This is a genomic window from Kribbella ginsengisoli, from assembly GCF_039537185.1.
GTDB lineage: Bacteria > Actinomycetota > Actinomycetes > Propionibacteriales > Kribbellaceae > Kribbella > Kribbella koreensis.
The window spans coordinates 25,315-37,562 of the sequence record NZ_BAABAA010000027.1 but is presented as its reverse complement, the minus strand read 5'-3'; the positions used below and the strand labels follow the sequence as shown (position 1 = coordinate 37,562).

The 12,248-nt window shown below is 68.4% G+C and carries 11 protein-coding genes; 6 read left to right on the top strand and 5 right to left on the bottom strand.

Translation table 11 applies throughout. The features are described 5' to 3' along the window. Positions 1-642: cytochrome c oxidase subunit I (locus tag ABD768_RS42195; protein ID WP_344850497.1), on the top strand; the 642-nt coding region annotated here is incomplete at its 5' end. Here the strand turns inward: ABD768_RS42195 and ABD768_RS42190 are convergent. The 5 genes from ABD768_RS42190 to ABD768_RS42170 form a co-directional block, all read right to left on the bottom strand. Beyond that, on the bottom strand, positions 615-1,256 hold the full coding sequence (locus ABD768_RS42190) for a TetR/AcrR family transcriptional regulator (RefSeq protein WP_344850496.1): 642 nt from the start codon (positions 1,254-1,256) through the stop codon (positions 615-617). The two genes, ABD768_RS42195 and ABD768_RS42190, sit on opposite strands and share 28 nt — an antisense overlap. 37 nt (positions 1,257-1,293) lie before the next feature. After that, a complete protein-coding gene (locus ABD768_RS42185; RefSeq protein ID WP_343965168.1) occupies positions 1,294-1,647 on the bottom strand; it encodes an SPW repeat protein in 354 nt (117 codons plus the stop codon). A 201-nt stretch (positions 1,648-1,848) separates the two neighbouring features. Continuing rightward, a complete protein-coding gene (locus tag ABD768_RS42180) occupies positions 1,849-3,291 on the bottom strand; it encodes a GntT/GntP/DsdX family permease (RefSeq protein ID WP_343965170.1) in 1,443 nt (480 codons plus the stop codon). Positions 3,292-3,407: 116 nt separating this feature from the next. Continuing rightward, positions 3,408-4,982: a cellulose binding domain-containing protein gene (locus ABD768_RS42175; protein ID WP_344850493.1), complete on the bottom strand. Its 1,575-nt coding sequence runs from the start codon at positions 4,980-4,982 to the stop codon at positions 3,408-3,410. A 76-nt stretch (positions 4,983-5,058) separates the two neighbouring features. After that, a complete protein-coding gene (locus ABD768_RS42170) occupies positions 5,059-6,603 on the bottom strand; it encodes a long-chain-fatty-acid--CoA ligase (protein WP_344850491.1) in 1,545 nt (514 codons plus the stop codon). A 90-nt stretch (positions 6,604-6,693) separates the two neighbouring features. Here ABD768_RS42170 and ABD768_RS42165 point away from each other — a divergent pair, with 90 nt between their 5' ends. From ABD768_RS42165 to ABD768_RS42145, 5 genes are read left to right on the top strand one after another with little or no spacing between them, the layout of a single operon-like run. Then, on the top strand, positions 6,694-7,272 hold the full coding sequence (locus ABD768_RS42165) for a TetR/AcrR family transcriptional regulator (protein WP_343965176.1): 579 nt from the start codon (positions 6,694-6,696) through the stop codon (positions 7,270-7,272). 28 nt (positions 7,273-7,300) lie between these two features. Continuing rightward, positions 7,301-8,197 (top strand): alpha/beta fold hydrolase, encoded by an 897-nt coding sequence (locus ABD768_RS42160; RefSeq protein ID WP_344850488.1) that lies wholly within the window; start codon positions 7,301-7,303, stop codon positions 8,195-8,197. Between the two features lie 18 nt (positions 8,198-8,215). After that, on the top strand, positions 8,216-9,646 hold the full coding sequence (locus tag ABD768_RS42155; protein WP_344850486.1) for an amidase: 1,431 nt from the start codon (positions 8,216-8,218) through the stop codon (positions 9,644-9,646). Positions 9,647-9,675: 29 nt separating this feature from the next. Further along, positions 9,676-11,259, top strand: coding sequence for an ABC transporter substrate-binding protein (locus ABD768_RS42150; RefSeq protein ID WP_344850484.1), 1,584 nt, complete (start codon positions 9,676-9,678; stop codon positions 11,257-11,259). Continuing rightward, positions 11,259-12,245: an ABC transporter permease gene (locus ABD768_RS42145; RefSeq protein ID WP_344850482.1), complete on the top strand. Its 987-nt coding sequence runs from the start codon at positions 11,259-11,261 to the stop codon at positions 12,243-12,245. Before ABD768_RS42150 ends, ABD768_RS42145 begins: the two co-directional genes overlap by 1 nt. The last annotated feature ends 3 nt before the right edge of the window (positions 12,246-12,248 follow it).

Genomic DNA, 12,248 nt, shown 5'->3' with positions numbered 1-12,248 from the left:
GCCTCGCCCGCGCTGGACTACCAGCTGTCCGACTCGTACTTCGTGGTCGCGCACTTCCACTACGTCGTCTTCGGCACCGTCGTGTTCGCGATGTTCGCGGGCTTCTACTTCTGGTGGCCCAAGTTCACGGGCCGGATGCTCGACGAGACGCTCGGCAAGCTGCACTTCTGGCTGCTGTTCATCGGCTTCCACACGACCTTCCTGGTGCAGCACTGGCTAGGTGTCGAGGGCATGCCGCGCCGCTACGCGACGTACAGGGCAGACGACGGCTTCACCACCCTGAACCAGGTATCGACGGTCGGCGCGGCGCTTCTGGGCCTGTCGATGTTGCCGTTCTTCTACAACATCTACAAGTCGCGCAAGTCGCCACTCGTCGGAGTCGACGACCCCTGGGGCTGGGGCCGCTCGCTGGAGTGGGCAACCAGCTCCCCTCCCCCGCGACACAACTTCGAGAAGCTACCGCGGATCCGGTCCGAGAGTCCTGCCTTCGACCTGCACCATCCGGCCGTCGCGTTGATGGAGTACCCGGACAGCGGGGCCGGGCGGGACGACCTGCTGGACGCCGGTGAGGACCAGGGCCGAGTCGAGAACCTGGAACGCAACACCGGGGCCGATCAGGACTCCCCGCCCAACGACGGCTGACCGCTGCTCAGCGCGAGGGCGACGATGTCGGCCGCGGCACTGACGTCCGGGAGCGGACCGTCACAGCGCAGAGCATTGGCTTCGTGCAGCAGGACCGCCACGTAGGTGTCCGCGGCCTGGCGGCGCATCCGGTGATCGAGCACGAACGGGCTGGCCGCGTCGAGGACCCGCTCGGTCAGGTCCATCAGCCCGGCGTGCAGACCATGCAGATGGCCCCGCACCTCGACATGGGTGTTCGCCTCACGGAAAAGGATCGTCCGTAGTACCGGCGACTTCTGCCGGCCGTGCTCGAACTCGCGGGCCAGCCGCACAAGCGAGCCTGGTACGTCACCAGCAACCGCCAAGCCACCGACCGCGCACAACGGGTGCGACGGCAGGCGCTCGGCGAACAGCGTCCGCAGTACGTCCAGCTTTCTCGGGAAGTAATAGAACAACAGCCCTTTCGCCACTCCTGCCCGGTCGGCCAGAAGCTTGGTCGGGGTGGCGTCGAAACCGTCCTCGGCGAACAGGTCCTCGGCGGCGTCGAGGATCCTCGTCCGGGCCGCGTCGGCCTCACCGGGTGCGGCTTTGCCCACCCGGCGAGACCGACGCCCCACCGACCGATCTCCGACCATCGCAGATCCTCTCGGGGCCGGACTGGTAAACGTGTCGTCAGGATGTGGTGGCGGCCCCGCGGTGCGATCTGGTGATCTGCAGGTCCGCCACACCGATCAAGAAGACGACGGCGCCGACGATCCAGGCCGTCCAGGCCATCGGATGAGTCCCGCTGAAGTCCATCACCCAAGGCGAGATGAAGAACAGCACACCCAGCAACGCGGTTGCGCCCTCGGCCGGCAACAGGTCCGGCCGGGCGAGCTCCACGGCCGCGATCCCCGCGGTCAGGATGCCGAGCACGATCATCGTCGTGGTGGCCTTGCTCGTCGTCGTCGTCCAGATCGGCGACAAGAAGGCGTAGATCCCTGCGAGCAATGCGATGAAGTCCTGCGGGTGGGTCCATCTTTTCATCCGGACCGACCACCTTTCCACCTGTGGGTCCGTCGCTCCGTAGGCGGGCCGATCAACCCCAGTGTCATCCTGACTGACCGCCCGGTCAAGCACACGACGGCACCCGCCGGCCCCACTGTCGCAGATACGGCAACAGAGGCAAGCGTCATACGTATGGCGAGCCAGGGCAGACGTCCTGGCGCCGCGGCCGCGGTCGGCCGGCTAGAAGACCAGGGACAGGAGCAGGGTCAGGCCGAGGCCCATGACGGAGATGATGGTCTCCATCACGGACCAGGTCTTGATGGTCTGGCCGACCGTCAGGCCGAAGTACTCCTTGACGAGCCAGAAGCCGGCGTCGTTGACGTGGGAGAAGAACAGCGAGCCGGCGCCGATGGCGAGTACGACCAGCGACAGGTTCGGGTCGCTCAGGCCGGCGGCGAGTGGGGCCACGATGCCGGCCGCCGTCACGGTGGCGACCGTCGCGGAGCCGGTGGCCAGCCGGATCAGGACGGCGACCATCCAGCCGAGCACGAGGGCGGACAAGCTGGCGGCCACGGCGATCTTCGCGATCGCCGTACCGGTCCCGCCGTCGACCAGGACCTGCTTGAAGCCGCCACCCGCGCCGACGATCAGCAACACGCCGACGATCGGGAACAGGCTCTCGCCGATCTTCCTGCTCAGGACGGAAACACTGAAACCGACCGCGGTGCCGAACGTGTACATGGCCAGCAGTACGGCGATCAGCAACGCCACCACCGGATCGCCGATGAACTCGAGGAAGGGGAACAGCGCCGCGTCCTTGCTCATCCAGACGTCGGCGGCGGCCTTGAGCAGCATCAGTACCACGGGCGACAACACCGTGATGAGCGTCCAGGTGAAGGTGGGGCTGCGGGTCGCGTTCGGATCCTGCGCGCCGCCGGCCGCCGCTCCTCCGGTGTCCCGCACCTCGCCGTCGCCGCGCTCGGACCCGCCGGTCACCGCGAGAGCAGCGCCGGAAGCACCGATCGGCACCCATTGGGCGGCGAACCGGCCGAACAGCGGACCCGCCACCGCGACCGAGGGAATCGCGACCAGCAGGCCGAGCGCCAAGGTGATGCCGACGTTGCCGTGCAGGATGCCGATCGCAGCCAGCGGACCGGGGTGCGGCGGTACGAAACCGTGCAGGACCGAGAGACCTGCCAGGGCAGGAATCCCCAGCAGCATGGCCTTCCCGCCCGAGCGCCGGACGGCGAGCATCACGATCGGGATCAACAGGACCAGCCCGATCTCGAAGAACATCGGGATCCCGATGATCCCCGCGATCAGCGCCATCTTCCACGGCAGCGTCGCGGCCCGGCCGCGGAGCAAGGTGTCCACCACCTTGTCGGCGCCGCCGGAGTCGGCGAGCAGCTTGCCGAGCATGGCGCCGAGCGCGATCAGCACACCGACGTACCCGAGAACACCACCGACGCCGTTCTCGAACGACTTCGTCACCCCACCGGCCCCGATCCCCGAGGCCAGCCCGACGAACAGCGAACCGATCGTCAGCGCGAGGAAGGCGTGCAGCTTGACCCCCACGATCAGCAGCACGATCAACGCGATCCCCAGGACCGCGACGATCAGGACCCGGGTGTCGTGCCCGTTCCAGGGTGCGTTCACATCGGCCGTCGCCAGTTGGGCCAGCATGAAGCCACCACCTCCGCTACTCGTTCAGCGCCGAACCGGTGCTCATGCAGGCTACGCCCGGTGAGCGGGTTTGTCGTTGCGGCTCTGTGGACAAACCCGCTCAACAGCGGCTCGGCTCAGCCGGTGTAGCCGGCGAAGATCTGGCTGAACTGGTACGGCGTCTGCGGGACGTTGGTGCAGTTGACGAGGGATCCGTTGCAGGCGTTGCGGTCTCGGGTCATCTCCCAGAAGGAGAGCATGCCGAGGTGCTTGGTGCGGGCGAAGTCGACCAGTTGGGTGGAGTGGGTCTGGTTGAACGTGCCGCCGTCGTCGTTGCGGCCGAGCATCGGGGTGACGCCGACCTTGAGCCAGGCCTGGGCGTCGGTGAGGGACGGCCACAGCGACTTGATCTGGTTGAAGGTGCTCTGCGCGGCCTGTACGGCGAAGTCGCCGTAGTTGCCGGACGAGCGGTTGTAGTCCATCGCCATGATGTTCACGACGTCGAGGTTGATGCCGTTGTCGCGGGCCGACTTCAGGACGGCGAAACCGTTCCCGTCGAGGCCTTCGGGCAGCACCGGCAGCGTCAGCGAGATCTTCAGCCCCGGCCGGTTGCTCTGCAGGATGGACAGCGCCTGCGAGCGGCGGGCGATCGAGACCGGGTCCGCCACCGCGCCGCCTTCGATGTCCAGGTCCAGGTAGCGCAGCTGGTACGCATCGACGACCGCCTGGTACTCCGTTGCGGTTGCCTGCGGTGTCGGGCAGACCTGGGCGAGTTCGCTACCGGCCGCACCACCGAAGGAGATCTTGACGTCGCCGCCCCGGGCCCGGATCGCGTCGATCTGGTCCTTGCTCCAGGCCGTCCTGGGGTCGTACGCCCCGAACCAGCTCGCCTTGCAGCCACCGCTGCCGGTGATGAAGCCGAGCGTGAACGAGCGCAGATTGCCGGCGGTGGCCATCGCGGTGAGCGACGGCGTCGGCCAGGCGCCCATGTCGACGTACGGCGCGACCGGTACCAGCGACCCGGCCGGTCCGGACACGGTCGTCGCGCTGACCGTATTGCTGGCCGGCGACGAGTTCCCGGCGGCATCATGCGCCTTGACTGTGAACGTGTACGCCGTTCCCGGGTTGAGTCCACCGACCGTACCGGTGGTCAGATCCGTGCTGATCAGTTGCGTGCTGCCCGAGTAGACGTCGTACCCGGTGACGCCGATGTTGTCCGTCGATGCGTTCCAGGCCAAGGACACCGTGCTGGTACTTGTCCCAGTGACCCGGAAGTTCGCCGGAGCGGTCGGCGCGCTGGTGTCACCCGCACCGCCCGCGCAGAGCCCACCGTTCACCCTGCAGTTCGTCGGACGAGCGGGTCCCTTGGCGATGAACCCGAAGGTGGCGGACTGCCCAGCGGCAAGCGGCGCATTCCAGCTCGCATTGGCGGCCACGATGTGGTTCCCGGTCCGAGTGACGACCGAATCCCACGAGCTGGTGATGTTCGTTCCGGTCGCGAGATCGAACTCGACCCGCCAACTGCTGATGGTGGCGGCAGTGCCGTTGGTGACGGTGTAGGCGACTTGGAAGTTGCCGTCCCATTCACCGGTCAGCGCGTAGGCCGCGGTGACCGATCCCGCCGCTGTCGCCGGGGGCGCGGCAGTGAACGGAACCAGCAGAGCGAGGAGGGCGAAGACAGCGAGCAGAACACGTGATCTGGGGCGGATCATGGGTGCCTCCGGGCAGTTGTTCAATTATTAAGAAGCAACCATATATAAAGATTGTTTCCAGTCAATACCTCGATCTTCAGTGGACCTGGCGGGTGTCGCCGGACCAGTAGGACCTGCGGAGTTCTCGTTTGAGGATCTTGCCGGCGCCGGAGACGGGGAGGGCTTCGACGAGGTCCAGGCTGCGGGGGGCCTTGTAGCCGGCGATGAAGGTCTTGGTGTGTTCACGCAGGTCCTCGAGGGTCGGGGTTTGGCCGGGCGCCGGTACGACGACGGCGTGCACGCGCTCGCCCCACTCGGTGTCGGGGACGCCGATGACCGCGCACTGGGCGACCGCGGGGTGGCGTGCGATGGCGTTCTCGACCTCGGCCGAGTACACGTTCTCGCCGCCGGTGACGATCATGTCCTTCAGGCGGTCGACGATGTAGAGATAGCCCTGGTCGTCGAGATAGCCGGCATCGCCGGTGTGCAGCCAGCCGTTGCGCAGCACCGCGGCGGTCTCGGCCGGCTTGCCCCAGTAGCCGGCCATCAGGTGGTCGCCGCGAACGGTGATCTCCCCGATCGTTGCCGTGGGCACCTGGTTGCTATCGGCATCGACGATCCGCAGCTCCGAGTGCGGCGCGGCCTGGCCGGCCGACCTGAGCAGGCCGTTGCGGTGGTCGTCCGGGGTCAGGACGGTGACGATCGGCGCGGTCTCGGTCAGTCCGTAGGCCTGCGTGAAGCTCGCAGCCGGGAGCCGGCGCATCGCCCGCTCCAGCACCGCCGCCGGGATCGGCGACGCGCCGTACAGGACGGCACGCAGGCTCGTCAGGTCGTACTCGCCGATCCGGGGATCATCGACGAGCAACTGGATCATCGTCGGTACGACGAGGACGTCGGTGACCCGATGAGCGGCGATCGCCTCGAAGACGCTCTCGGTCTTGAAGCTCGGCACGAAGACATGGCTTCCACCCAGCAGCAGTGTCGAACCCCACACCGCAAGGGCAGCCAGGTGGAACATCGGCGCGCAGTGCAATGACCGGGACGCGCGAGTCGGCAAGCAGCCGGTCGCGGCTGACCCGAGCCACGACGTCGCCAGGTTCGTGTGCGAGAGCATCACGCCCTTGGGTGACCCGGTCGTACCGCCCGTGTAGAAGACGCCGGCCAGCGCATCGCCGCCGAGGCACGTGTCGGCGACCGGCTGCGCGCCCGCGATCAGCGACTCGTAGTCCAGCGTGCCGTCCGGCGCAGGCCCCTCCCCCAGATAGATCACCGTACGCAAGCCAGGCACCGCCGAGTACAGCGTCGGCAGCGAAGGCACGAAGGCCTCGTCGACGAAGAGTACCCGGGTGTCGCAGTCCGCCAGCGAATAGGCGATCTCGGCCGGACTCCACCGGATGTTGACCGGGTTGAGCACAGCACCGGCCCACGGCACGGCCAGCAGGTACTCGTGGTACCGGTCGGAATTGAGCGCGAGAATCCCCACCCGGTCGCGCGACCGCACGCCCAGCCCCTGCAGGGCACCGGCCAGCCGGGACACCCGCTCGGCCACCTCGGCGAAGGTACGCCGTCGCTCGCCGCAGATCGTCATCACCGCGTCCGGCTGCTGCTGGACGGCCCGGTGCAGCCCTTGGGTCAGGTACATCGAAGGCTCCTCTGGAGAGATTCATTGCGCCCTGCGGCAGAAGCCCCTACAGTGATTCCACTGCACGGCGTAGCGTAATGGAGTGTAACCATGGCAGGACGTCCCCGGAACCCCGAACTCGAGCAGCGGTTGCTTCTGGCAACCTGGGAGCTGCTGACCGAGCGCGGCTACGACGCATTGACTCTGGCCGAGGTGGCCAACCAGGCCGGCGCGCACCGCACAGACGTCTACCGCCGCTGGTCCACCAAGGCGCAACTGGTCGTCGAGACGCTGACCGAGCACCTCCCCCCGATCATCGATCCGGACACCGGCTCGTTGCTGAGCGACCTGCGCGCGATCATCGGCGAGTTCGCGAAATCCTGGTCGGCGCCGTGGATCGACGGGGTCGTCGGCCTGCTCGCCGACCTGCAGCGCGATCCCGATGCCGAGCTGGCCTTCCGGACCATGGCCGAAGGGCGTGGCGTCCCGCTGGGCCGCGCGCTCGCCCGGGCCATCGAGCGCGGCGAGATCGCCGCCACCACGGACCGCGCGCTCGCCGGTGATCTCGTTGAAGGCCCGTTGATGCACCGCCGCATCGCGGCCCGCCAGCCGCTCACTCCGGAATTCCTCGACTCCGTCGCCACCGTCGCCCACCAGGTGCTGACCAACACAGCCCGGCTCCCCCGTTGAGCCGTACCGATCGAGAGGTCAGATCACCATGCCTGCTGAGCATCTCCACCCCGGCGACGGGCTGACCGAGCAGTACGCCGTACTTCCCGACGGCCGCCGTCTACGGGCGATCACGGCCGGCACCGGCGACGGCCCACTCGTGGTGTTCGAAGCCGGTATGAGCGCGCCGGCCGCGAGCTGGGTCCACACCCAACGCCGGCTCGCCACCCACGCGCGCACGCTGTCGTACGACCGCGCCGGCTACGGCGGGAGCGATGTCGACCCTGCCGATCGCACGCTCGAGCGGATCGTCGACGATCTCGAAGTACTGCTCCGCAACGAACCAGGGCCGCTGGTCCTGGTCGGGCACAGCTGGGGCGGCCCGATCCTGCGGCTGTTCTGTGAACGTCGGCCCGAGCGCGTCGCAGGCATCGTCTTCGTCGACGCGACGATCGTCGAGGTGATGCCCGAGGGCGACGGCAAGCTGCTGGCGAGGTCGTTCGCCGTGATGGAACTGCTCGCCCGGCTGGGCGGCAAAGGGCTGATCGTCAAGCAGACCCTGCCGCACTGGTCCCCCGACCTCAGCCCGGCCGAGCGGGAGATCATCGTCCGCGACTACGCGAACCCACGGGCTATGCGCGCCGGACGCCGCGAGGCCCAGCAGGTTGTACCGGCCCTCCGCACCATGCGCCGGCTGGAAGCGGCCGGCACGCCAGACGTGCCCACGATCTGCTTGCAGGCAGGGCGCGTCGACCGAGGCATGAAGAAGCGCCGGCCGGCCTTCAACCGAGCCGCCGGGGAGTTGATGGCCGCGATCCCCAGCGGGCGGGTGGAAATCCTCGACGGCGTCGGGCACCTGATTCCGCAAGAAGACCCGGCAGCGACCCACGCCGCGATCGTCGAGGTCCTGACCACTGCCCGCAAGCAATTCAACTCCGCACCGTAGCGAAATGAGGTGAAGGGGTTGACCGACGCCCTGCACGACCTGACCGCGACGGCGCAACTGGCCGCGCTCCGCGCCGGCGAGCTGAGCTCCCGCGAGCTGACCGCCCACTACCTGGACCGGATCGCCGACCACGACGACGAGCTCGGCGCGTTCACCACCGTCACCGCGGAGCTCGCGATCGAGGAGGCCGCGCAAGCCGACAAGCGAATCGCCGAAGGCGAGTGGTCGCCGTTACTCGGCCTGCCCCTAGGGATCAAGGATCTCTTCGCGACCGCCGGGGTACGCACGACCTTCGGATCCGCCGCCCTGTCCGACACAGTCCCCGACGTCGACGGCTGGACCACCGGGCTGTTGCGACAGGCCGGCGCGATCCTCCTCGGCAAGACCAACACCCCCGAGTTCGGCAGCACCTGCTACACCGAGAACGCGGTGACAGCGAAGCCGTCGGTCACGCCGTACGACCTGACGCGCTACGCGAGCGGCTCGAGTGGCGGTGCGGCCGCAGCGGTCGCGGCCGGACTGCTACCGGTCGCGCACGCCAGCGACGGCGCCGGCTCGATCCGCACGCCCGCCACGACCTGCCATCTCGTCGGCATGAAGCCGAGCCTCGGCCTGGTCACCCCCAACGTCCCACCCGGCTCCTTCTTCCCGACCACGATCGAAGGCCCGCTGGCGAGGACCGTCGCGGACGCCGCGCTCCTGCTCGACGTGATGGCCCAGCCGTCGAGCGGAGACCTGCACGGCTGGCGACCGGAGCAGCTGTTCACAGACGTCATCTCCCAGCCACCGCGGCCCTTGCGCGTTGCCGTCTGGACCGAGACCGGGCTGGACGGTGTCACTCCGCACCCGGAAACAGTCCGGGCCGTGAAGCGGACCGCCGCGCTACTGGAAGAGCTGGGCCACGACGTACAGGAGGTCCCGCTCCCCTCCATCTGGGACGAGCAGCTCCGCGATGCGATGCGCAGGCACTTCGGCTACCTCGTCAACCTCGTCGTCGAGTCCCTGGTCCCCACGGATCGCAAAGGGCTGCTCACGCCGTACACGCTGTTCCTCGACGACATCGGCGCGCAACTGTCCGGCGCCGAGGTGCTGACCACGCAGGCGATCATGGCGCGGTCGGCCAGTTCCTACCTTGCCGTCTTCGAGCAGGCCGACGTCGCTCTCACTCCGGTGACCAGCGGTCCCCCGGTCCCGCTCGGACACTTCGACTCCGCCGGGGTCGAAGCGATCATCGACCTGATGCTGGAGTGGTCGGTCTACACGCCGTGGGCCAACCTGACCGGCCAGCCCGCGGTCGCGCTGCCTTCCCATCTCGATCACGACGGGCTGCCGTACGGCGTCCAGCTCGTCGGCCGTCCTCGCCACGATCTCGAGCTCCTCGCGCTGGCCGCGCAACTCGAGAGTGCCGCCCTGTGGGACGACGTACACCCACCCTGCTGGAGTCAGTGACGACCAGCCTGTCCCGCTACGGAGACACCATGAGAAGAATTGCTGCACCCGCTGCCGTCTGCGCGGCGGTGCTGGTCGCCTCGGGCTGCGGTGGCGCGAGTCCCGCCGCCGAGAGCCAGGCGCTGACCGACGGCGCGACCTTCACCTTCAACATCGACGCCGATCCGGGCAACCTCGACCCGCAGGCCGCGGCCAACAGCTGGGTCCAGCAGCTCGGCCGCTTCGGCTACGACCCGCTGGTCCAGATCGATGCCAACGGCAAGATCCTGCCCGGCCTCGCGACGGCGTGGGCGGTCGAGGGCAACCAGGTCAAGCTGACCTTGAAGAAGGGCGTCACCTGCTCGGACGGTACGCCGTTCACGGCGGCCAACGTGGCCACGAACCTCGCCTGGGTCGCGGACCCGAAGAACAAGAGCCCCCTGCTCGGCGTGTACCTCCCGGCCGGCACCAAGGCGACCGCGGACGACACAGCGGGCACCGTGACGATGACGGCGCCGCGCGTCGGCTCGTTCGTCCTCAACGGTCTCGCGCGCCTCCCGATGGTCTGCGGCAAGGGCCTGCAGGACCGCAAGGCGTTGGCGCAGGGCATGGTCGGCACGGGTCCGTACACCTTGACCTCGGTGGCCGCCAACGACCAGTACGTCTTCACCAAGCGGGACGGCTACACCTGGGGTCCGAACGGACTCAGTACGGCGACCAAAGGCCTGCCGCAGAAGGTGATCGCCAAGATCATCCCGAACCCCACGACGGCCGCCAACCTCCTGCTCTCGGGTGGTCTCAACGCCGCCACCCTGATCGGCCCGGACGTCAAACGGTTGCAGGCGGCGAACCTGTTCACCGCGAAGATGCCGCTGCTCGTCGGCGAGATGTGGTTCAACCAAGCGCCCGGACGTCCAGCTGCCGATCAGTCGGTTCGCGAGGCATTGACCCGCGCGGTCGACCTCACCCAGCTGGCCAAGGTACTGACCTCTGGAGCCGGTACGCCGCCGACCACGCTCTCGTCCGTCGTGCCGCTGGCCTGCCAGGGCGACTCGGTCGGCAGCGTTCTGCCCTGGCACGACCTGGAGAAGGCCAAGCAGCTGCTGGACAAGGCCGGTTGGGTCGCCGGCGCTGACGGCGTACGGGCGAAGGCAGGCAAGCCACTGGCTCTCACGTTGTCGTTCAACACCGCGTTCGGAACCGGGATCTCGGCAGCCGCCGAGCTGGCCACCAAGACGTGGACGGAGCTCGGGGTCAAGATCACCTCGAAGCCGCAGGACACGTCCGCGATCAACGGCGCCCTGTTCGGGACCGGCGACTGGGACATCGCGTGGGTCGGCGTCGGCGCGAGCTCACCCGACCAGCTCGTGCCCTTCGTCTCCGGCCCGGTCCCGCCCAACGGCACGAACTTCGGCCACATCGAGAATGCGGCGTACTCCACCGCGGCCGCTGCGGCGGCGAAGCTGCAGGGCGCGGACAGCTGTGACAGCTGGCTGAAGGCCGAGGCGAAGCTCGTCGGTGACGTCGATGTCGTCCCGTTCGCCAACGACGTGATCCAGACCTTCGGCAAGGGTGCGCAGTTCGAGAACCTCGGCGGCCTGGTGCCGACGAGCATCCGGATGCTGGCCAGCTGATGACAAGCCTCGAGACCGTGCCGGCAGGCGCGTTGGTCGACAACCCGTGGGTGCGCTTCGCGGTGCGGCGGCTGGGGCGGATCGTGGTGTCGGTCTGGGTTTTGCTGACCGCGGCGTTCCTGATGATCCACCTCGTGCCTGGCGATCCCGTGCGTACCGTGCTCGGACCCACTGCCACGGCCGAGGTGGTCGCCGCCAAGCGGCAGGCTCTCGGGCTGAACGACCCACTGTGGGAGCAATACGTGCACTACGTTCGTGGCGTGCTGACCGGCGACCTCGGCACCGCTCTGACGACCAACCTGCCGGTCTCGCAGGTGATCGGGCAGCGGCTGCCGACCACGGCCACGCTCGCAGTGTTGGCGTTTCTGCTGGCGGCGGCGGTCTCGATCCCGCTCGGAGTGTTCATGGGTGTGCTGACCCGTGGCGGCCGGGCACGCAGGGCCGAGCTCTCGTTCACCAGCATCAGCGTCGTGCTCGCCGCGCTGCCGGAGTTCCTGGTAGCGGTCGGGCTGGTCTACGTCTTCGGCGTGAGCCTCGGCTGGCTTCCTGTCGCGGGTCGGTCCGGGGCTGCGTCCTATGTGCTGCCGGTGGTCGCCCTGGCGATCGGCCCGGCCGCGGTGCTCAGCCGGATCGTGCGGGTCGAGATGCTCGGCGTACTGCAGGCCGACTACGTCCGTACCGCCCGGGCCAAGCGTCTCCCCGCAGCCGCCGTCTACCTCAAGCACGCCTTGCCGAACACCCTCACGGCGACGCTGACCCTCGGCGGCCTCCTGCTGAGCGCGATGGTCGCCGGCACGGTCCTGGTGGAGAACGTGTTCGCCTGGCCGGGCCTCGGGACCACGATGGTCAGCTCGATCCTGGCCAGGGACTACCCCGTCGTCCAGGCCATCGTGCTCGTGTACGGCCTCGGAGTACTGATCGTGAACCTCCTCGTCGACGTCGCCCTCGCGGTTCTAGATCCCCGATCCACCATCAGGGAGAGCTGAGCC

What these genes read in the sequence shown, in the direction of transcription:
- ABD768_RS42190 (WP_344850496.1), bottom strand. Translation starts at nt 1,256, where the DNA reads ATGGTCGGAGATCGGTCGGTGGGGCGTCGGTCTCGCCGGGTGGGCAAA.
- ABD768_RS42185 (WP_343965168.1), bottom strand. Translation starts at nt 1,647, where the DNA reads ATGAAAAGATGGACCCACCCGCAGGACTTCATCGCATTGCTCGCAGGG.
- ABD768_RS42180 (WP_343965170.1), bottom strand. Translation starts at nt 3,291, where the DNA reads ATGCTGGCCCAACTGGCGACGGCCGATGTGAACGCACCCTGGAACGGG.
- ABD768_RS42175 (WP_344850493.1), bottom strand. Translation starts at nt 4,982, where the DNA reads ATGATCCGCCCCAGATCACGTGTTCTGCTCGCTGTCTTCGCCCTCCTC.
- ABD768_RS42170 (WP_344850491.1), bottom strand. Translation starts at nt 6,603, where the DNA reads ATGTACCTGACCCAAGGGCTGCACCGGGCCGTCCAGCAGCAGCCGGAC.
- ABD768_RS42165 (WP_343965176.1), top strand. Translation starts at nt 6,694, where the DNA reads ATGGCAGGACGTCCCCGGAACCCCGAACTCGAGCAGCGGTTGCTTCTG.
- ABD768_RS42160 (WP_344850488.1), top strand. Translation starts at nt 7,301, where the DNA reads ATGCCTGCTGAGCATCTCCACCCCGGCGACGGGCTGACCGAGCAGTAC.
- ABD768_RS42150 (WP_344850484.1), top strand. Translation starts at nt 9,676, where the DNA reads ATGAGAAGAATTGCTGCACCCGCTGCCGTCTGCGCGGCGGTGCTGGTC.
- ABD768_RS42145 (WP_344850482.1), top strand. Translation starts at nt 11,259, where the DNA reads ATGACAAGCCTCGAGACCGTGCCGGCAGGCGCGTTGGTCGACAACCCG.